Source organism: Cupriavidus sp. 05N39 (genome assembly GCF_056397325.1).
The window spans coordinates 26,768-45,720 of the sequence record NZ_JBFTNE010000038.1 but is presented as its reverse complement, the minus strand read 5'-3'; the positions used below and the strand labels follow the sequence as shown (position 1 = coordinate 45,720).

The 18,953-nt window shown below is 67.6% G+C and carries 18 protein-coding genes; 14 read left to right on the top strand and 4 right to left on the bottom strand.

Going from position 1 to position 18,953, the window contains the following annotated elements:
* Positions 1 to 57: 57 nt before the first annotated feature.
* The 10 genes from AC1DN0_RS19120 to AC1DN0_RS19075 all read left to right on the top strand — a co-directional run bounded on the left by AC1DN0_RS19120 (position 58) and on the right by AC1DN0_RS19075 (position 10,769).
* Positions 58 to 1,071, top strand: a complete 1,014-nt coding sequence (locus AC1DN0_RS19120; protein WP_441635267.1) for an ABC transporter permease subunit — start codon at positions 58 to 60, stop codon at positions 1,069 to 1,071.
* Positions 1,072 to 1,110: 39 nt separating this feature from the next.
* Positions 1,111 to 2,088 (top strand): ABC transporter substrate-binding protein, encoded by a 978-nt coding sequence (locus AC1DN0_RS19115; RefSeq protein ID WP_441635265.1) that lies wholly within the window; start codon positions 1,111 to 1,113, stop codon positions 2,086 to 2,088.
* Positions 2,089 to 2,155: 67 nt separating this feature from the next.
* Positions 2,156 to 3,646 (top strand): glucose-6-phosphate dehydrogenase, encoded by a 1,491-nt coding sequence (gene zwf, locus AC1DN0_RS19110; RefSeq protein WP_441635291.1) that lies wholly within the window; start codon positions 2,156 to 2,158, stop codon positions 3,644 to 3,646.
* A 76-nt stretch (positions 3,647 to 3,722) separates the two neighbouring features.
* On the top strand, positions 3,723 to 5,354 hold the full coding sequence (gene pgi / locus AC1DN0_RS19105; protein ID WP_477103384.1) for a glucose-6-phosphate isomerase: 1,632 nt from the start codon (positions 3,723 to 3,725) through the stop codon (positions 5,352 to 5,354).
* Between the two features lie 41 nt (positions 5,355 to 5,395).
* Positions 5,396 to 6,325, top strand: a complete 930-nt coding sequence (locus tag AC1DN0_RS19100) for a carbohydrate kinase family protein (RefSeq protein ID WP_441635263.1) — start codon at positions 5,396 to 5,398, stop codon at positions 6,323 to 6,325.
* Between the two features lie 172 nt (positions 6,326 to 6,497).
* Positions 6,498 to 7,286 carry an IclR family transcriptional regulator gene (locus tag AC1DN0_RS19095; RefSeq protein ID WP_441635261.1) on the top strand — a complete coding sequence of 263 codons (789 nt, stop codon included), beginning with the start codon at positions 6,498 to 6,500 and terminating at the stop codon, positions 7,284 to 7,286.
* A 22-nt stretch (positions 7,287 to 7,308) separates the two neighbouring features.
* Positions 7,309 to 8,013, top strand: coding sequence for a dipeptidase PepE (pepE, locus tag AC1DN0_RS19090; RefSeq protein WP_477111688.1), 705 nt, complete (start codon positions 7,309 to 7,311; stop codon positions 8,011 to 8,013).
* A 53-nt stretch (positions 8,014 to 8,066) separates the two neighbouring features.
* Positions 8,067 to 8,990 (top strand): DUF1177 domain-containing protein, encoded by a 924-nt coding sequence (locus AC1DN0_RS19085; protein ID WP_441635257.1) that lies wholly within the window; start codon positions 8,067 to 8,069, stop codon positions 8,988 to 8,990.
* Positions 8,990 to 9,691 (top strand): AroM family protein, encoded by a 702-nt coding sequence (locus AC1DN0_RS19080; protein ID WP_441635287.1) that lies wholly within the window; start codon positions 8,990 to 8,992, stop codon positions 9,689 to 9,691. Before AC1DN0_RS19085 ends, AC1DN0_RS19080 begins: the two co-directional genes overlap by 1 nt.
* Positions 9,692 to 9,767: 76 nt before the next feature.
* Positions 9,768 to 10,769, top strand: a complete 1,002-nt coding sequence (locus AC1DN0_RS19075; protein ID WP_441635255.1) for a Bug family tripartite tricarboxylate transporter substrate binding protein — start codon at positions 9,768 to 9,770, stop codon at positions 10,767 to 10,769.
* 97 nt (positions 10,770 to 10,866) lie between these two features.
* On the opposite strand, the gene AC1DN0_RS19070 is transcribed toward AC1DN0_RS19075, so the two are convergent.
* Positions 10,867 to 11,835: a tripartite tricarboxylate transporter substrate binding protein BugE gene (locus AC1DN0_RS19070; RefSeq protein WP_477103373.1), complete on the bottom strand. Its 969-nt coding sequence runs from the start codon at positions 11,833 to 11,835 to the stop codon at positions 10,867 to 10,869.
* Between the two features lie 139 nt (positions 11,836 to 11,974).
* The gene (locus tag AC1DN0_RS19065) at positions 11,975 to 12,601 is read right to left on the bottom strand and encodes a chalcone isomerase family protein (RefSeq protein WP_441635251.1); all 627 of its coding nucleotides are present in this window, start codon (positions 12,599 to 12,601) and stop codon (positions 11,975 to 11,977) included.
* Between the two features lie 123 nt (positions 12,602 to 12,724).
* Here AC1DN0_RS19065 and AC1DN0_RS19060 point away from each other — a divergent pair, with 123 nt between their 5' ends.
* Positions 12,725 to 13,618 (top strand): AEC family transporter, encoded by an 894-nt coding sequence (locus tag AC1DN0_RS19060; RefSeq protein ID WP_441635249.1) that lies wholly within the window; start codon positions 12,725 to 12,727, stop codon positions 13,616 to 13,618.
* Here the strand turns inward: AC1DN0_RS19060 and queG are convergent.
* Positions 13,611 to 14,834 (bottom strand): tRNA epoxyqueuosine(34) reductase QueG, encoded by a 1,224-nt coding sequence (gene queG, locus AC1DN0_RS19055; RefSeq protein WP_477111687.1) that lies wholly within the window; start codon positions 14,832 to 14,834, stop codon positions 13,611 to 13,613. The genes AC1DN0_RS19060 and queG overlap by 8 nt on opposite strands.
* 16 nt (positions 14,835 to 14,850) lie before the next feature.
* Here queG and tsaE point away from each other — a divergent pair, with 16 nt between their 5' ends.
* Both tsaE and AC1DN0_RS19045 read left to right on the top strand, forming a co-directional pair.
* The gene (gene tsaE, locus AC1DN0_RS19050; RefSeq protein WP_477145905.1) at positions 14,851 to 15,363 is read left to right on the top strand and encodes a tRNA (adenosine(37)-N6)-threonylcarbamoyltransferase complex ATPase subunit type 1 TsaE; all 513 of its coding nucleotides are present in this window, start codon (positions 14,851 to 14,853) and stop codon (positions 15,361 to 15,363) included.
* The gene (locus AC1DN0_RS19045; protein WP_441637403.1) at positions 15,357 to 16,856 is read left to right on the top strand and encodes an N-acetylmuramoyl-L-alanine amidase; all 1,500 of its coding nucleotides are present in this window, start codon (positions 15,357 to 15,359) and stop codon (positions 16,854 to 16,856) included. Before tsaE ends, AC1DN0_RS19045 begins: the two co-directional genes overlap by 7 nt.
* 73 nt (positions 16,857 to 16,929) lie before the next feature.
* Here AC1DN0_RS19045 and AC1DN0_RS19040 read toward each other — a convergent pair whose 3' ends face one another.
* The gene (locus tag AC1DN0_RS19040) at positions 16,930 to 17,952 is read right to left on the bottom strand and encodes a bile acid:sodium symporter family protein (RefSeq protein ID WP_477145904.1); all 1,023 of its coding nucleotides are present in this window, start codon (positions 17,950 to 17,952) and stop codon (positions 16,930 to 16,932) included.
* A 95-nt stretch (positions 17,953 to 18,047) separates the two neighbouring features.
* Between AC1DN0_RS19040 and AC1DN0_RS19035 the strand changes: the two genes are divergently transcribed.
* Positions 18,048 to 18,953 carry a LysR family transcriptional regulator gene (locus AC1DN0_RS19035; RefSeq protein WP_035860810.1) on the top strand — a complete coding sequence of 302 codons (906 nt, stop codon included), beginning with the start codon at positions 18,048 to 18,050 and terminating at the stop codon, positions 18,951 to 18,953.

Sequence of the window (18,953 nt, the reverse complement as noted above, 5' to 3'; positions counted from 1 at the left end):
CAAGAGATATTGACGCCGCCCTGCAGATCCCCGCAGCCGCCGGCGCAGGAGACAACCATGCACGAATCCATCACCCGTCCCGTTCCTTCCTCCGGTCCGGCCGCGCCGTCGGCGTCCCTCGGCCGCATCACCACGCAGGAGCGCCTGCGCGCGCTCGGCATGCTGCCGGTGCTGGTGCTGCTGTGCATCGGCTTCACGGTGCTCACCGAGAACTTCGCCGGCTGGCAGAACCTGTCGATCATCGCGCAGCAAGCTTCGATCAATATGGTGCTGGCCGCAGGCATGACCTTCGTGATCCTGACTGGCGGCATCGACCTGTCTGTGGGGTCGATCCTGTCGATCTCCGCGGTGGTGGCGATGCTGGCATCGCTGTCGCCGCAGCTAGGCATGCTGAGCGTGCCGGCCGCGCTGCTGTGCGGCTTGCTGTTCGGCATCGTCAACGGGGCCCTGGTCGCTTTCATGAAACTGCCGCCGTTCATTGTTACGCTCGGCACGCTGACCGCCGTGCGCGGGCTGGCGCGGCTGGTCGGCAACGACAGCACGATCTACAACCCGGATATCGGCTTCGCCTTCATCGGCAACGCAGAGGTGCTGGGCGTGCCCTGGCTGGTGATCATCGCCTTCGCCGTGGTGGGGGTGTCGTGGTTCGTGCTGCGCCGTACCGTGCTGGGCCTGCAGATCTACGCGGTGGGCGGCAATGCGGAAGCGGCGCGGCTGTCCGGCATCAAGGTGTGGGTCGTGCTGCTGTTCGTCTATGCGGTCTCGGGTTTGCTGTCCGGCCTCGGCGGCGTGATGTCCGCCTCGCGGCTGTACGCCGCCAACGGCCTGCAACTGGGCCAGTCGTATGAGCTCGACGCGATCGCGGCGGTCATCCTTGGCGGCACCAGCTTCGTCGGCGGCACCGGCTCGATCGTCGGTACGCTGGTGGGGGCGCTGATCATCGCGGTGCTGTCCAACGGGCTGGTGCTGCTGGGCGTGTCCGATATCTGGCAGTACATCATCAAGGGCCTGGTGATCATCGGCGCGGTGGCGCTCGACCGCTACCGCCGCAAGGGCTCGGCACGTACCTGATGCGCTTGCGCTGAACACACCGGCTACTGGAGACACGACATGTCCAAGCATTACCTGGCGGCACTCACGCTGGCGGCAATGAGCGTACTGTGCACCGGCGCGGCGGCGCAGGGCGCGCCGGACCCGGCGTCGGCGCCCGCGGCCGCGCAAAAGCCGTTGAAGAAGGTCGGCGTCACGCTCGGCTCGCTCGGTAATCCGTACTTCGTCGCGCTGGCGCACGGCGCCGAAGCCGCGGCCAGGAAGATCAACCCGGAGGTCAAGGTCACGGTGCTGTCCGCCGACTACGACCTCAACAAGCAGTTCTCGCATATCGACAGTTTCATCGTGTCCAAGGTGGACCTGATCCTGATCAACGCGGCCGATGCGCGTGCCATCGAACCGGCGGTGAAGAAGGCGCGCAAGGCCGGCATCGTGGTGGTGGCGGTGGACGTGGCGGCGGCGGGCGCCGACGCCACGGTGCAGACCGACAACACCCAGGCCGGCGAGCTTGCCTGCGGCTTCCTCGCCGAGCGGCTGGGCGGGCGCGGCAACCTGATCATTCAGAACGGCCCGCCGGTGTCCGCGGTGCTGGATCGCGTGAAGGGCTGCAAGACCGTGCTGGGCAAGCACCCCGGTATCCATGTGCTCTCCGACGACCAGGATGCCAAGGGCTCGCGCGAGGGCGGGCTGAACGTCATGCAGCTTTACCTGACCCGTTTCCCCAAGGTCGATGCGGTGTTCACCATCAACGACCCGCAGGCGGTCGGCGCCGACCTGGCCGCGCGCCAGTTGAACCGGCGCGGCATCCTGATCGCCTCGGTCGACGGCGCGCCCGATATCGAGGCCGCGCTCAAGGCCAACACCCTGGTCGAGGCCTCGGCCAGCCAGGACCCCTGGGCCATCTCGCGCACCGCGGTGGAGATCGGCGTGGGGCTGATGAACGGCAGGCCGCCCGCAAGCCGCACCGTGTTGCTGCCGCCTGCATTGGTTACGCGCGCCAATGTGAACGACTACAAGGGCTGGTCCGCGCCGCGCTAGCGTGGCCAGCGGCCACGCCAACCCGCTTCAAACCGATGAATCGAATAACCAACCGACTGGTGACATGATGCAAAGCAATGCTGTAGGCGCAGTACCCGAATTCGACTTCGTGCTGTTCGGCGGCACCGGGGACCTGGCCACGCGCAAGCTGCTGCCGGCGCTGTTCGACGCGCACTGCGTGGGCTCGCTGCATCCGCGCGGGCGCATCCTCGCGCTGGGCAGCCAGCCGCTCGGCCAGGAAGCCTACCTGACCATGCTGGAGGCCAAGGTGCGTCCCGCGCTGCCGGCGGCCGCGGCCGACGAAACATGGCGCTCGTTTGCCGAGCGCATTCTTTACCTGCAGGTGGATGCCAACGCGCCGGACGGTTTCGATTCCCTGGCCGAACTGGTGCGCGCGCGCGCCGCCCCGGTGGTGGTGTTCTACCTGGCCACGGGGCCGCACCTGTTCGTGCCGATCTGCGACCATCTGGCCCGCACGGGGCTTAATCACGCCGGCGTGCGTATCGTGCTGGAGAAACCGCTGGGTCATGACCTGGCCTCGTCCGACGCGATCAACTCCGCGGTGGCGCGCCATTTTGCCGAAGACCAGATCTATCGCATCGATCATTACCTGGGCAAGGAATCGGTGCAGAACCTGATGGCGATGCGCTTCGGCAATGTCCTGTTCGAGCCGCTGTGGCGGCGCGAATGGGTGCGCGATGTGCAGATCACCATCGCCGAGGAAATCGGTGTGGAAAAGCGTGGCGCGTTCTACGACGGCATCGGTGCGTTGCGCGACATGGTGCAGAACCACCTGCTGCAACTGCTGTGCATGGTGGCGATGGAGCCGCCCTCCAGCCTGTCCGAGGACGCCATCCGCGACGAGAAGCTCAAGATCCTGAAGGCGCTCAAGCCGATCGCGCTGAACGAGGTGGCCGAGAAAGTGGTACGTGGACAGTACTGCCGCGGCGCGGCGAGCGGCGATGCGGTGCCGGGCTACGTGAACGAGCCGGCCGTCTCGCCCGACAGCCAGACCGAAACCTTCGTCGCCATCAAGGCGGAGATCGCCAACTGGCGCTGGGCCGGCGTGCCGTTTTACCTGCGCACCGGCAAGCGCATGCAGTCGCGCGTGGCGGAGATCGTGATCCAGTTCCGCGACGTGCCGTATTCCCTGTTCCCGCGCCCGCTCGACCACGAGCCCGGCAACCGGCTGGTGATCACGCTGCAGCCGGAGGAAAGCATCCGCCTGCATTTCCTGGTCAAGCATCCTGGCGACACCCAGGCGCTGCAGCCCGCCACGCTGGATCTGCAACGCATGTTGCCGCGCGGGCAGGGCGGTCGCCATGAGCGCAAGACCGGGGCTTACGAGCGCCTGCTGCTTGACGTGATCCGGGGCCGTCTCGGGCTCTTCGTGCGGCGTGACGAACAGGCACAGGCCTGGCGCTGGGTCGCGCCCATCCAGCAGGCATGGGCGCAGAGCAATCTCGCGCCCAAGCTCTACACCGCGGGCACCTGGGGGCCGGCCGCGTCGAGCGCGCTGCCTTCGCGCGATGGCGCGGTCTGGCATGAAGAGCTGTGAAGTCAGCTTGAGGGATACCGCCGCCCTTGCCATGGCCAGGGCGGCGGCGAGTACAGGAGTTGAACCGATGTCCAATATGTCCCACCACCTGCCCACCTGGCAACGGCTGCAGGCGCATGCCCAAGTCATCCGCGATGCCCACCTGCGCGACTGGTTCGACGGCGAGCAGGGCGAAGCCCGCGGTGCCCGCTTCGTGGCCGAGGCGGCCGGCCTGACGCTGGACTATGCCAAGAACCGCGTCACCGACACCACGATGGCGCTGTTGTTCGAACTCGCCAGCGAGGCGGGCGTAACCACGCGGCGCGATGCGATGTACCGCGGCGAAGCGGTCAATACCACCGAGCGCCGCGCCGCGCTGCACATGGCGCTGCGCGCGTGGCCGGAGGATGGTTTCCATGCGCAGGGCGTGCCGGTGGCCGGCGACGTGGCCGCGGTGCTGGCGCAGATGGAACGCTTCGCCGGCGCGGTGCGCGGCGGCACATGGCGCGGCTGGAATGGCCGCGTGATTGCCGATGTGGTCAATATCGGCATCGGTGGCTCGGACCTGGGTCCGCGCATGGTCTGCCGCGCGCTCGCGCACCTGGATAGCGAAGGGCCGCGCATGCATTTCGTCGCCAACGTGGACGGCAGCGATCTCGCCGCGGTGCTCGCGCGGCTGGATGCCGCCAGCACGCTGGTGGTGGTTTGCTCCAAGACCTTCACCACGCTCGAGACCATGGCCAACGCGCAGACCGCGCGCGCCTGGTTCCTGCGCCACGGCGTGCCGCAGGCGCAGCTGGCAAGCCATTTCGTCGCGGTTTCCACCAACCGGGAGGCCGTGGTGGCGTTCGGCATCGATCCCGTCAACATGTTCCCGTTCTGGGACTGGGTGGGCGGGCGCTTCTCGCTGTGGTCGGCGGTGGGCCTGTCGATTGCGCTGGTGGTCGGCTTCGATCGCTTCCGCCAGTTGCTTGACGGCGCCCGCGCCATGGACCGGCATTTTGCCGAGGCCGGCGCGCCGCGCAACATGCCGATGATCCTCGGCCTGCTCGATGTCTGGTATCGCAGCTTCCTGGGCACCGGCAGCCGCTGCGTGGCGCCGTACTGCGAGCCGCTCGAATTGCTGCCGGCCTTCCTGCAGCAGCTTGAGATGGAGAGCAACGGCAAGTCCGTGCAGCTCGACGGCGCCGCCGCCGCGCAAGGCACTGCGCCCGTGGTGTGGGGCACCACCGGCACCAACGGCCAGCATGCCTACTTCCAGATGGTGCACCAGGGTTCGCACTGGATGCCGGTGGATTTCATCGCCGCGCTCGAACCGGCGTACGCGATGCCCGGCCACCATGGCAAGCTGCTCGCCAACTGCTTCGCGCAGGGCGAGGCGCTGCTGCGCGGCCGCACCGCCGAGGAGGTCAGGGCGCTGGGCGTGCGGGACGAGGCGCTGGTGCCGCACATGGTGTTCGAGGGCAACCGGCCCAGCAATACCTTGCTGCTGCAGCGGCTCGATCCCTGGCACCTGGGTGCGCTGATTGCGCTCTCGGAGCACCGCACCTTCGTGCAGGGCGTGCTTTGGAACATCAATTCGTTCGACCAGTGGGGCGTGGAACTCGGCAAGCAACTGGCTGGGCCGATCGCCTGCGAGCTCGACGGCGGACCGGTGCGGCCCCACGATGCTTCCACCGCCGGCCTGATCCGGCGCGCGCTGGCCGCGGCGTCGGCGTGGCAAGGCTGAGGCGCGGCGCGCGGCCGCTATCCAACACAGTAGAGGATGCAATGACAACGACACCATGGCCTGCGTACGTCGTCTTCGGCGAGGCGTTGACCGATATGGTCCACCAGGGCGGTCAGGACTGGCTCGGCCTGCCCGGCGGCTCATGCTGGAACGTAGCCCGCGTGGGCGCGCGGCTGGGCATTCCCACCGCGTTCGCCGGCGCGATCAGTTGCGACGCGCTGGGCGACCAGCTCGCCCTGGCCAGCGAGGACGCCGGCCTTGACCTGCGTTTCCTGCAGCGCGTCGAACGCTCGCCGCTGCTGGCTTTTGTCGGCGCGCAGCACCCGCCGCAGTACTTCTTCGTGGGCGACGACAGCGCCGATCTCTACTTCGATCCCGCGCGTTTGCCGCAGGGCTGGCGCCAGGCCGCGCGCACGGTGCATTTCGGCTCGCTGAGCCTGGCGCGCCAGCCGCTGGCCGCGCGCCTTTGCGAAGAAGCCACGCAAGCAGCGGCGGCGGGCAAGCGCATCGCCTTCGACCCCAATTTCCGCATGCCCATGCGCGCGCCGGCGTACCAGGCGGTCTTTGCGCATCTCGCCGGCCTGGCGGACTACATCAAGGTCTCGGACGAGGACCTGCGCGGCCTGTATCCGGCACTGGATGAACACGCCGCGCTGGCCGCGCTCAGGGCGCTGGCCCCGCGCGCGAGCGTGCTGCTGACGCGCGGCGCCGATGGCATGACGCTGCTGCATGGAGATGCGGTTTGCGAACAGCCGGTGTTTGCCGTCGATGTGGTCGACACCGTGGGCTGCGGCGATGCCGCCATGGGAGGGTGGATGGCGGGATTGCTGCTGGATCCCGGGGCGACACCGGCGCGGCAGGCGCGATGGGCGGCGGCTAGCGCGGCGGTGGCGGCTACGCGGGCGGGGGCGTATTCGCCCACGGTTGCGGAGGTCGAGGCGCTGCTGGGCAAGATGGCCGTTCCGGCCTGACGGGGCCGGAACGGCGCCATACGGCGCAGCATCTGTTGAATCTTTCCTTCAATACAGCTAGAATTTTTCCGAACAACCATTTAACGGAACCAAGGTTCCAAAAAACGGAACCAGAAATTCTAGCCGGCCGCACCGCCGGGTGACGGGTGCGGCCCGAAGGGAAAGATCCCGCATGAGCATTCTTGAAGGCGTCGAAAGCGTGCTGGGCCTGTTCGAACAGGGCCGGCACGAGATTGTCTTTAACGACATCACCGACGAACTCGGCCTGGCCAAGAGTTCCGCGTCGCGCCTGCTCGCCCAAATGGTGAAATACCGCCTGCTGGAGATGCATCCAGCCACGCGGCGCTATCGCCCTGGCGTACTGCTGATCCGCGCGGCGCAAGCGGCCACCCAGGCACATCCCTTCGACGAGCAATGCCGTGACCTGCTGGCGGCGCTCTCGGAATCCACCGGTTTYACCGCCTACCTTTCCATGCTCGACGGCACCGACACCGTGGTGCTGCAGCGCCTGAACGGCAGCAATCCCGTCCAGGTGCTGTCCCCGCCCGGTACGCGCCGGTCCGCCTTCACCACGGCGATGGGGCGCGTGCTGCTGTCGCGCCTGTCCGGCGAGGCGTTCAGCGAGCGCTACGGCAAGTTGGCCGGCAAGAAGCTGCCGGATGCCCCGGCCGGTTGCCCCGCGACGGTGGGGGAATTGCGTGAGCGCGTGGCGGCCGCGCGCGCGGAGCGCAGCGCGATAGCCATCAACGAAGGCATGCCGGGCATCGGCGCGGTTGCCACCACGATTGCCGATCCGGCGTCGGGCGACCTGCGCGGCCTGTGCTTGTCCTTTACCGCCATGCAGGTCGGCCAGGCGCAGGCGCAGGCATTGCGCGACGCGCTGGTGGAGGCGGTAGCTGCCCTCGGCCAGCGCATTGGCGACCCGCTGTGGCGCGACCCGCCGGCACCCGCGGATGAATAACGCAGAAGATCCCCACACTCCCATGGAATTACTGTTACTGAGCAATTCAAGCAGCGACGAGGGCTACCTCGTCCATGCACACGACGCGATCGCCGAACTGGCTGGCGGACGCCGGCAGGCATGCTTCATTCCTTTCGCGGGCGTGACGCGCGAATGGGACGACTATGAAGCCCTGGTGCGCGATGCACTGTCGCCGCTGGGCCTGGCCACGCACTCGCTGCATCGCGCGGCCGATGCAGGGGCCGCCATTGCCGCCATCGACACGGCCGAGCTGATCGTGGTCGGCGGTGGCAATACCTTCCGCCTGCTGCAATGCCTGCGCGAGCGCGGACTGCTCGCCGCGATCTCCGCGCGCGTTGCCGCCGGGCACGCCCGCTATCTGGGCTGGAGCGCGGGATCCAATCTGGCTTGCCCGAGCATTTGCACCACCAACGACATGCCGGTGGTCTATCCGGGCGGCTTCGACGCGCTCGGGCTGGTGCCGTTCCAGATCAATCCGCACTACTTCAATCTCACCGTGCCTGGTTTCCGCGGGGAAACGCGCGATCAGCGCCTGGCGGAGTTCACCACGCTGGCGCCGCATATGCCCATACTGGGTTTGCCGGAGGGCAACTGGTTGCGCGTTTCCGGCGAGCGGTTCGACATGGGCGGGCCGCACCAGGCGCGCTGGTTCAAGGGGCCGTCCACCTGGGACGTTGCGCCGGGCGCACTGGTGCTTCCAGAGTAAGCAGGGCAGGGCCAATTGGAAATGAGCGCGCGAGTCGCGGGAGGTCAGGCAGGATGTCGATGAAGCAGGTTATTGAGTCGATCGAGTTGCTCTCGGCGGCAACGGTCGACGGCCAGACGGTCGCCGCGCTGCTGCGTGCGCGCGGCGTGGCCGATGTCACTGTCACGCGCGTGGAAGAGGGCGGGCTGTACACGGATTTCCTCGCCTGCACGCTGCCGGGCCGGGACCCGGGCCTGCCCGCGCTTGGCCTGGTCGGGCGGCTCGGGGGCGTGGGTGCGCGCCCGGCCGTGACCGGGCTGGTTTCGGATGCGGATGGCGCCATCGTTGCGATTGCCGCCGCGCTCAAGCTGGCCGACATGGCTGCCACCGGCGACGTGCTGGCTGGGCCGGTGCGGATTCACACCCATATCTGCCCGCACGCGGCCACGCGGCCGCACCATCCGGTGCCGATGATGAAATCGCCTTTCGCAATGCGCAGGATGATGTCGCATGAGGTGCATGCCGGGATGGCCGCCATCCTGTCGGTGGACACCACGCGGGGCAACCGCTTCGTCAACCGCCGCGGCGTGGCGCTCACGCCGGTGGCCAAGGAGGGCTGGCTGCTGCGCCTGCCCGAGCGCATGCTGGACGTGATGGGCTGGGTCAGCGGCGAACTGCCGGCCGTGCTGCCGCTGACCACGCAGGACATCACGCCATATGAAAACGGCCTCTGGCACGTCAACTCCATCATGCAGCCGGGCATCGTCACCACCGCGCCCGTGATCGGCGTGGCGCTGACCGCGCAGACCACGGTGCCGGGCTGCGCCACCGGCGTGACCAACGCCTTCGACCTCGACGTGGCCACGCGCTTCTGCATTGAAGTGGCCAAACTGTTCGGCCCTGGCAACTGCGCCTTCTACGATGAAGCCGAGTGGGCCGAATTGCTGCGCCGCTACGGCTCGCTGGCGCATCTGCAAACGGTGGGGCGTGAAGCATGATGCCGGCCCGCCGTGAACCGCGCGTGGGATTCGTCACCATCGGGCAGTCGCCGCGTGTGGATGTGGTGCCGCAGATGATGGCCGACCTTCGCATGCCGGTGGCGGCGGAGGAGTTCGGCATTCTCGACGCGCTGGACGCCGCCGGCATCGCGGCAATGGCGCCGGGCGCCGGCGAGTATCGCTTTGCCACCCGCATGCGCGACGGCAGCCAGGCGGTGGTCGGCAAGCCCGTTGCGCAAGCGCGCCTCGCGCGGCTGCTGCAATCGCTGGACGACGGCCGCTTCGATGTGCTGGTGCCGCTATGCACCGGCACGGCGCTGCCGCCGCTGAACACGCTGGTGGTGGAACCGCAGCAGGTGGTGGATCACCTCACCGTGGCGCTTGCATCAGGTTGCAAGCGTCTTGGCATCGTGCTGCCGCTGGAAGCGCAGGTGAAGGACTTTCACCTGATCCAGCCGGTGCCTTGCGAGCTGCGCGTGACCCACGCCTCGCCCTATCTCGATGCCATGAGCGGACGCTTCGCGCAGGCCGGCGAAGCCCTGCGCGGCTGCGACCTGATCGTCATGCATTGCATGGGCTTCACCGAGGCGATGCGCCTTGAGGTGGCGCGGCATGCGCAGGCACCGGTATTGCTGTCGAACCGCATGGTGGCCACCGTGCTGGCGCAGGTGCTCGATCGCACTGATGCCGCGCGGGCATAAGCCGACTAACCGGGGTGCGGGCAACCCGGCAGACCTGTTACCCATTGCCCATGACATAGCTGGAGCGCGACTCAAGATGGAAAAGCTGGTGAAACGCATGCGGCCGCTGCTACGCGGCTTGCTGATGGTGGGCGTAGGCATGGCCGCGGTATCGACGGTATCGGTTGCGCAGGCGCAGGAGTGGAAGCCAGCAAGGCCGGTACGGCTGCTGGTCGGTTTTGCGCCGGGCGGCTCGGCGGACCTGCTGGCGCGGCTGGTGCAGGCGCCGCTGTCGGACAGCCTGGGGGTTCCCGTGGTGGTGGAGAACGTGCCCGGCGCCGGTGGCAATATCGCCGCCGACAAGGTTGCGAAGTCCCCGGCGGATGGCTACACCATCGGCATGGGTGCCGCCGGCGCGATGGCCGTGAGCCATCTGCTCAATCCCAAGGGAACGCCCTACAAGGTGGAGGATTTCACGCCCATCGTGATGCTCGCCACGCAACCCAATGTGGTGATCGTCGCCCCCACCTTGCCGGTGCGGAACATGGCCGACTTCGTCGCCTACGTGAAGCGGACCCCGTCGGCCACCTTCGGCACGTCGGGCGTCGGCACCTCCAATCACCTGATCGCCGAGACCATGCTGCACCGGCTCGGGATCGACATGGTCCATGCGCCGTACAAGGGCGCCACCCCGGTCATCACCGACCTGATGGGCGGGCATATCGCCATGACCGTGGACAATATCACCACGGCAGCCAGCCTGGTCCAGGCTGGCAAGGTCAAGGCGCTGGCCGTCACCGGCAGCACGCGCTCCGCGTTGCTGCCCGGCGTGCCGACGCTGGCGGAAAGCGGCCTCAAGGGCTTCGACATGCCCACCTGGCAGGGCATTTTCGGCCCCAGGGACCTGCCAAAGCCGGTTGTGGAGCGCTTCAACAGGGAACTGGTGAAAGCGCTGGCGCGGCCGGAGGTGAAGAAGAAACTGGCGGAGTTCGGCTCCGAACCGGTGGGCGATACGCCTGAGCACTTCGCCAGCTTCCTGGCGCAGGACCGCAAGATGTGGGCGGGGGTGATCAAGTCCGCCAACGTCACGCTCGAATAAGCGGCACCGGGGCGCAAATGCCCGCCAAATAAAAAGGCCCCCGTATCGGGGGCCAACGATGCGCTGAAGCCTGGCGTTCATGCAGGCAGGCGCGGTATCACTGCTCCAGCTTGATGTTCTGCACCTTGACCAGGTGTTTCATCTTTTCGAATTCCTTCTTGATCTCGGCCGCGTGCTCCGCCGGGGTGTTGCCCGAGGGTTCGGCGCCGGCGGCGCGCAGGCGCTGCTGGAAGTCCTTGTCCTGCAGTGCCTTGACGGCGGCTTCATTGAGCTTCTTGATGACGTCGTCAGGCGTGCCGGCCGGGGCCACCAGCCCGTACCAGGCCGGGTCGTTCGGCTCCTTCAGGCCCAGTTCGCCGAAGGTCGGCACGTTCGGCAGCGCGTCGATCCGCTTGTTCCATGCCACCACGATCGGGCGCAGCTTGCCGGCCTTGATGTAGGGCATCGAGGAGGGCAGGTTGTCGACCATGATGGGTACCTGGCCGGCCAGCACGTCGTTCAGTGCCGGGCCCGCGCCGCGGTAGGGGATATGGACCATGAAGGTCTTGGTCGAGACCTTGAACTGCTCGCCCAGCATGTGGCCGAAGGCGCAGGTGCCGGATGTGGCGTACGAATACTTGCCCGGATTGGCCTTCAGCGCAGCCAGGAACTCCTTGTAGTCCTTGGCCGGGAAATTCGGGTTGACCGCGATCACGTTGGCTACGTTGGCCAGGTTGGTGATGGGCTTGAAGTCCTTGATCGGGTCATACGACAGCTTGGGATTGCAAGCCGGGTTGACCGCCATGGTGGACACAGTGGAGATGCCGATGGTGTAGCCGTCGGGCGCGGCCTTGGCGATGGCGTCGGCGCCGATCGAGCCGCCGCCGCCGGCGCGGTTTTCCACCACCACGGGCTGGCCCAGGATGCGGCTCATCTGGTCGGCCGCGCCACGGCCCACGATATCCGTGGTGCCGCCGGGCGCGAACGGGATAATCAGCCGGATCGGCTTGCTCGGGAAGCTTTGTGCCTGCGCCAGGGTGGCGGCGGCTGCCAGGCCCAGGGCCAGTGCGATTTTGCTGGATTGCATGAGATCGTGTCTCCCGTCAAAAGACCGGGCGGGGATATCCCGCCCTAGGTAAAGAACGCCGGCCAGGCATCCGCGGTGGCGGAGCGGCGAGGCCGGCGGCGTGAGTTCTGGCGGGCGGGCTTAGGGCCGCCTTTGGCGGTCAACCGCCCAGGAGTCCGCGCTTGAGTTCCCGGTCGACCGGATGGTCGCCAAGGAAAACGCGCAGCACCGCCTGGTAGAAATCCTCGCCCGGGATCGGCTTGCCGCGCGGCGTGCCGTTGATGGCGACCATGGTGCCGCCATCGGGCGAGAAGTCGAAATTGATCACGTCGCCCTTGCGGGCCGTGCCCATCTGCTCCATGGTCTGCCTGAGCTGGAGCATGCGGTCGGATAGCCGCTGCAGCTGGATCTCGCTGTGGTTTTCGCGAAGCCCGTCGTTCAGCGCCTTGATAAAGGTATCGGGTGCGACTTCGCGCAGCGGCCGGATCTGCAGGCGCTTGGGACCGTGGCCGCCCAGCACCACGGTGGCGTTGCGCGCCTTTTCCGGCAGGTAAAGCGCGGCCACATAGCCCTTGAGAATGAACGCCGAGCGCAGCCCGGTGCCATTGAGCTGCAGTTCCTTGCCGCCGACCCGGATCGCATCGTCGATGCGCATCCCCTCGACAACGTTGGCGCGCGCGTGCCCCGGCGGCATGGCCAGGGCCGAGCCCACGCAGAGGGTGAGCGCCAGCTGGCTGGCGCGGCGGCGCAGCGATGCACGCGCGGACGGGGTACGACGGGAAAACATGGAAGCTGGACGGTACGACGGAACGTGCCATATTCGTCGATTTCTGAAACAATACCAATTGGTATCTGCCCTAGTCTGCACTTGGCGTGACGCGGCGGCCATCACAATAAATAAAACGAGACGATGTCTTCTGCTCTCCTGCTGGTGCCTGATTTCAGCCTGATCCTGATAGGCTGGCTGCTGGTGCGCTACACCGCGTTCGATCGGGCCTTCTGGTCGGGCGTGGAGCGCCTGGTGTACTTCGTGCTGTTCCCCGCGCTGCTGCTGCAGTCCACCAACAGCGCCAAGTTCGATTTCTCCTCCACCTCCGCCATGCTCGGCCTGGCGCTGCTGACCACGGCATTCGGCATGGTGGGCGGCTATGCCGTCAAATGGGTGCTGCGCCCCGAACCGCTGGATTTCGCCTCCGGGCTGCAGACCGCATTCCGCTTCAATTCGTATATCGGGCTGGCGTTAGCCGCGCGCCTGGGCGGCAGCGAGGGGCTGGCCATGATGGCGGTGATCGTGGGCTGCACGGTGCCGCTGTGCAATGTGGCCGCGGTCTGGGCGCTGGCCCGCCATGGCGAAACCCGGCTGTGGCGCGAACTGGCGCGCAACCCGCTGATCCTGGCCACCGCTGGCGGCCTGCTGACCAACCTGATCGGCCTGCACCCGCCGGACGTGGTGGCAATGACGCTGAACCGGCTCGGCTCCGCATCGACCGCGCTGGGGCTGATGACGGTAGGGGCCGGCCTGCAAATGAGCGGCGCCACGGGCGCGATGGGGCCGGTGGCGTGGTGGAGCGGAGTCAAGCTGCTGGCYATGCCTTGCTTTGCATGGGCGGTGGGGCGGATGTTGCCGCTGACCGGGTTGCAGTCGCAGATCGTGGTGCTATTCGCCTCGCTGCCGACCGCGTCGAGCGCTTATATCCTGGCCGTGCGCATGGGCGGCAACGGGCCGATGGTGGCGGCGACGATTTCCGTCATGACCGTGCTGGCCATCGTGACCACGCCGTTCTGGCTGTCCCTGGTCAGCTAGCGCGGGCCTCGGCGGCGCGATCCTGCGCCAGCGCCCAGTCGATATGCTCGCGCACCAGCGGGCTGGCCTCGGGCTGGCGCGCCGCCAGCGCGGCGCGTATGCGGGCGGCCAGCGCCGCGTCGCCGCTGGCACTTGCCGCGCGCAGGCTGTTGCCCAGCCCCACCGCCAGGTTGCGCAGCCAGCGTTCGTGGCCGATGCGGCGGATCGGGCTGCCTTCCAGCCGCTGGTTGAATTCCGCCTCGGTCCAGCCGAACAGCTCGGCCATGTCGGGCGCGTCGAAGCCATTGCGCACGTCAAAGTCGGGCAGCGTGGCGCGGTGGGCGAACTTGTTCCAGGGGCAGGCCAGCTGGCAGTCGTCGCAGCCATACACGCGGTTGCCCATCGGCGCGCGCAGCGTCTCGGGGATGGCGCCCTTGTGCTCGATGGTCAGGTAGGAGATGCAGCGGCGCGCGTCGATCCGGTAAGGCTCCAGGATGGCCTGGGTCGGGCAGATATCGATGCAGCGGCGGCAATTGCCGCAGTGGCCAGGCTCCGGCGCGTCGGCCGGGAAGGGCACATCGACCAGGATCTCGCCGAGGAAGAACATCGAGCCGCCTTCGCGGTCGAGCAGCAGCGTGTGCTTGCCGCGCCAGCCCAGCCCGCCCTGGGCGGCCAGCGCCACCTCCATGACCGGCGCCGAATCGGTGAACACGCGATAGCCGAACGGTCCGATGGCGGCCTCGATGCGGCTGGCGAGCTGCTGCAGGCGGTTGCGCAGCACCTTGTGATAGTCGCGGCCCCGCGCATAGAGCGAGATCACGGCGGTGGCGGGGTCATCGAGCCGGGCGAGTTCGTGTGCGCGCCAGTCGTCGGGGCCCGCGGCCGGCAGATAAGGCATGCGCGCCACGATGGCACGTACCGTGCCGGGCACCAGTTCGGCGGGCCGGGCGCGCCGCAGGCCGTGGTTCGCCATATAATCCATGTCGCCGTGGTAGCCCTGCGCCAGCCACGCCATCAATCCTGCCTCAGCCCGGCTGAGATCCACTTCGGCGATGCTGACCGCGTCGAAGCCAAGCTCCGCGCCCCAGGTCCGGATCGAGCGCGCCAGGTCCGCCAGCCCCGCGGCGTCCGTGCCCGGACGTGCAAGGGACGGCCCGGTGCCAGGCTCGCCCCTAGGGTCGGAGTCGCTGGCAGGAGGGGGCGAGGCGGCTGGCGCCAGGGTTGCTCGGTCGATCATTCCCGAATTGTACGCAATGCCCCTGCTCCAACAACGCACACTCAACCTGCCCGACGAAGCGGCCACCGCCCGGCTGGGCGCGGCGCTGGCCGATGCCGTGCGCAAGCTGCCGCCGCAGACCGTGCACCTGCAGCTCTCGGGCGACCTCGGCGCCGGCAAGACCACGCTGTCGCGCGCCATCCTGCGCGCGCTCGGCCATGYCGGCAAGGTGCGCAGCCCTACCTACACGCTGTGCGAGCCCTACTCGGTCACGCGCGCGGATGGCTCGCCGCTGACCGCCTATCACTTCGACCTGTACCGTTTCGCCGATCCGGAGGAATGGGCCGATGCCGGTTTTCGCGATTGTTTTGCCGAACCGGCCGTTAACCTGGTGGAATGGCCGGAGAAGGCCGGCCGCCTGCTTGGGGAACCGGACCTGCACCTGTTGCTCCAATCGGACACAAGCGACGCCGACGACGCGGCCGAACGCCGTATCGTTACGCTTAGTGCCTATACTCAGACTGGACTTACCCTGCTTTGCGCATGCTGATCAAGCGAATCGCCACCGACCGCCCCGACGATATCCAGCTGGCCCGCCGTAAATGGCTGGCGCAGTGCCTCAAGGCGAGTGCCGGCACCGTGGTGCTGACACTGGCCGGACCACAGATCGCCTTTGGCGCCGGCATTGTCGCGGTGCGGGTCTGGCCCGCCGAGGAATACACCCGCGTCACCATCGAATCCGATGCGCCGCTGGCCGCCGTCCACCAGATGGTCCACGGCCCCGACCGCCTGGTGGTGGACATCGATGGCCTGGATTTGTCGCCGACCCTGCGCGAGCTGGTGGCCAAGATCACCTCCAACGACCCCTATATCCAGACCGTGCGCGTGGGACAGAACCGCCCGCGCGTGGTGCGGCTGGTATTCGACCTGAAGGAAGACGTCTCGCCGCAGGTGTTTACGCTGGCGCCGATCGGCAGCTACCGCAACCGCCTCGTGTTCGACCTGTATCCGGTCAACCCGCCCGACCCCCTGTGGAAGCTGGTGCGCGATACCGAGGACAAGCAGCGCCGCTTTGCCGCCACGCAGCCGCCGGCCGGCGCGGACGGCGTGTCCGGCGCGCCCGCCACTAGCGAGGAGGACGTTATCGGCGCGCTGGTGCGCAAGTTCGACGACAAGGGCGGCAACCCGGTGCCCGCCTTGCCGCCGATGGCCGCCACCCGGCCCAAGCCGCCGGCACCGTCGGTTGCGCCATCCATCCCGCCGCTGGCGCAGAACAATCCGCCTCCGTCCCTGCCGGCCAACAACCCGCCGGCGGACCGCCCCTTCAAGATGCGCCGCCTGCTGACGGTGGCGATCGATCCCGGCCATGGCGGCGAGGATCCCGGCGCCACCGGCGCGTCCGGCTCGCGCGAGAAAGACGTGGTGCTGCAGATCGCGCACCGCCTGCGCGCCAAGATCGATGCGCAGCCCAATATGCGCGCCATGATGACGCGCGACGCGGACTTCTTCGTGCCGCTCAATGTGCGCGTGCAGAAGGCGCGCCGGGTGCAGGCCGACCTGTTCGTGTCGATCCATGCCGATGCGTTCCTGTCGCCGGAAGCCAAGGGCGCCTCGGTGTTCGCGCTGTCCGAGCGCGGCGCATCGAGCAGCGCCGCGCGCTGGATGGCCAACAAGGAAAACGCCTCCGACCTGATCGGCGGCGCCAACATGGGCAACAAGGATGCCCAGGTGGCGCGCGTGCTGCTGGACCTGTCCACCACCGCGCAGATCAACGACAGCCTGCAGGTGGGCAAGGCCGTGCTGGCGGAGATCGGCGGCATCAACCGGCTGCACAAGGGCAGCGTGGAGCAGGCGGGCTTTGCCGTGCTGAAGGCGCCGGATATTCCCTCGATCCTGGTCGAGACGGCGTTCATCAGCAATCCGGAGGAAGAGCGCAAGCTCAACGACGAGAGTCATCAGGAGCAACTGGCCAATGCCATCCTGCGCGGCATCCGCAATTATTTCGCGCGCAATCCGCCGCTGTCGAAGAATCCGTCGGTGTAATGGGTAAAGGGCGGGGCAAGAAACAAAACGGCCGGCAATCATGCCGGCCGTTTGCCATGCTACGCGGTGAAACTCAGGCGCGGGCGGCAGCGCCTTCGGGCAGCGCGTCGCGGCTGGCGTAGCGCGAGGCGATCACCGAGCATACGATCAGCTGCAACTGGTGATAGACCATCAGCGGCAGCACCAGCAGGCCCAGCGCCGGGTGGCCGGCGAACAGGATCTTGGCCATCGGGATGCCGTTGGCCAGGCTCTTCTTGGAGCCGCAGAACACCGCGGTGATCTCGTCTTCCACCGAGAATCCGAGGCGGCGTGCGGTGAAGGTGGTGGTGGCCAGGATCACCACCAGCAGCACGGCGGCGAGCGCCATCACGGCACCGATGGTTTCCCAGCTGTATTTGTGCCACAGGCCGGCGGCCGTGGCGTCGCAGAACGAGGAATAGACGATCAGCACGATCACGCCGCGGTCGATCTTGCTGGTGATCTGCTTCTTCTTGGCAAGCCAGCTGCCGATCAGCGGGCGGGCCAGCTGGCCCAGCGCGAACGGCAGCAGCAGTTGCAGCGCCACGCCGGTCAGCGCCTTGCCCAGCGGCATCGAGGCACCGCTGGCGCTGATCACCAGGCCCATCAGCAGTGGCGTGACGGCCATGCCGATCAGGCCGGAGATGGTGGCATTGAAGATTGCACCAGGCACGTTGCCGCGCGCCATCGAGGTCATCGCCACCGAGGAGGAAACAGTCGACGGCAGCGCGCACAGGTAGAACACGCCCAGCAGCAGTTCGGCGGGCAGTGCGTTGCGCAGGCCGAACATCAGCGCCAGCCCGACCACCGGGAAGACGATATAGGTGAAGCTCTGCACGAAGGCATGCAGGCGCCAGTGGCGCGCGCCCGCCACCAGCTTGTCGCGCGAGAGGGCGGCGCCGTGCAGGAAGAAGACCAGGGCCACGCCCAGGTTGGWCACCATGCCAAGGTGCAGCGGGCCGTCGCCGGTGCCGAGTTCCGGTGCCAGCAGCGCGATGCCGATGGCGGTGAGCATGATCAATACGAATCCGTCGATCAGGTCGTAGATTTTCTTGAAGGGTGAGAGGATGGCGGACATGACTGCAAGGTTGGATTAGGGTTTCGCCTAGTATTGGACGCTAGCGAAGCCTAGAATGCAAATTCATTTATCGTATCCATTCATCTCATAGACGCATGAATTACACCCTGCGCCAGTTGCGCGTCTTTCTTGCCGTGGTCGGGCATGGCAGTTTCAGCCGTGCCGCGGATGCCGTCGGCCTGACCCAGCCCGCGGTCAGCCGCGGCGTGGCGGAGCTTGAGGAAGCACTTGGGGTACGGTTGCTCGACCGCACCACGCGGGAGGTGGTGGTGACCGATGCGGGGCAGGCGCTGGCGCCCGCGATCGAACGCCTGCTTGGCCAGCTGGACGACACGCTGGAAGAAACGCGGCAACTTGGCGAGCGCTATCGCGGTCGCGTCGTGATTGCCAGTGCGCCCACGATTTCGGCCCGCCTGATGCCGCTCTATGTATCGGCCTGCGCGCGCCAGTATCCGGATATCCGCCTCAGCATTCGCGATAACGTGCAGGCCGACGGCCTGGAGCAGATCCGGGCGGGGGCGGTGGATTTCGGCGTGTTGATCGATCCGCAGGCGCCCGAAGGGCTGACCATCGCGCCGCTGGCCACCGATCCGTTCTGCTTTGTGTGCCGGCGCGATCACCCGTTGGCGGACGCCGATTCCGTGCCGTGGTCGGCGCTCGATGGCATGCCGCTGGTGCTGCTCGATTTCGCCTCGGGCAGCCGGCCCCTGATCGACCGGATCTTCGCCAGTCACGGCATATCGCCCAACGTGGTGCAGGAACTGGGGCATTCGGCCAGCGTGTTCGGCATGGTCGAGGCCGGCATCGGCGCCTCGGTGCTGCCCTCGTTCTCGCTCCCGCTGCCCGCCGCGTCGCCGCTGGTCTGGCGGCCGCTGACGCCGCGCGAGGAACGCCGCATCGTCATGGTGTGCCGGGAAGACCGCTCCCTGTCGCCATCGGCGGCGGCCGTCTGGCAGATGGTGCGGAGCCTGCCGCTGCCGGCCGAGCCAGCCATGCCGTAG

What these genes read in the sequence shown, in the direction of transcription:
- AC1DN0_RS19120 (WP_441635267.1), top strand. Translation starts at nt 58, where the DNA reads ATGCACGAATCCATCACCCGTCCCGTTCCTTCCTCCGGTCCGGCCGCG.
- AC1DN0_RS19115 (WP_441635265.1), top strand. Translation starts at nt 1,111, where the DNA reads ATGTCCAAGCATTACCTGGCGGCACTCACGCTGGCGGCAATGAGCGTA.
- zwf (WP_441635291.1), top strand. Translation starts at nt 2,156, where the DNA reads ATGCAAAGCAATGCTGTAGGCGCAGTACCCGAATTCGACTTCGTGCTG.
- pgi (WP_477103384.1), top strand. Translation starts at nt 3,723, where the DNA reads ATGTCCCACCACCTGCCCACCTGGCAACGGCTGCAGGCGCATGCCCAA.
- AC1DN0_RS19100 (WP_441635263.1), top strand. Translation starts at nt 5,396, where the DNA reads ATGACAACGACACCATGGCCTGCGTACGTCGTCTTCGGCGAGGCGTTG.
- pepE (WP_477111688.1), top strand. Translation starts at nt 7,309, where the DNA reads ATGGAATTACTGTTACTGAGCAATTCAAGCAGCGACGAGGGCTACCTC.
- AC1DN0_RS19085 (WP_441635257.1), top strand. Translation starts at nt 8,067, where the DNA reads ATGTCGATGAAGCAGGTTATTGAGTCGATCGAGTTGCTCTCGGCGGCA.
- AC1DN0_RS19080 (WP_441635287.1), top strand. Translation starts at nt 8,990, where the DNA reads ATGCCGGCCCGCCGTGAACCGCGCGTGGGATTCGTCACCATCGGGCAG.
- AC1DN0_RS19075 (WP_441635255.1), top strand. Translation starts at nt 9,768, where the DNA reads ATGGAAAAGCTGGTGAAACGCATGCGGCCGCTGCTACGCGGCTTGCTG.
- AC1DN0_RS19070 (WP_477103373.1), bottom strand. Translation starts at nt 11,835, where the DNA reads ATGCAATCCAGCAAAATCGCACTGGCCCTGGGCCTGGCAGCCGCCGCC.
- AC1DN0_RS19065 (WP_441635251.1), bottom strand. Translation starts at nt 12,601, where the DNA reads ATGTTTTCCCGTCGTACCCCGTCCGCGCGTGCATCGCTGCGCCGCCGC.
- queG (WP_477111687.1), bottom strand. Translation starts at nt 14,834, where the DNA reads ATGATCGACCGAGCAACCCTGGCGCCAGCCGCCTCGCCCCCTCCTGCC.
- AC1DN0_RS19045 (WP_441637403.1), top strand. Translation starts at nt 15,357, where the DNA reads ATGCTGATCAAGCGAATCGCCACCGACCGCCCCGACGATATCCAGCTG.
- AC1DN0_RS19035 (WP_035860810.1), top strand. Translation starts at nt 18,048, where the DNA reads ATGAATTACACCCTGCGCCAGTTGCGCGTCTTTCTTGCCGTGGTCGGG.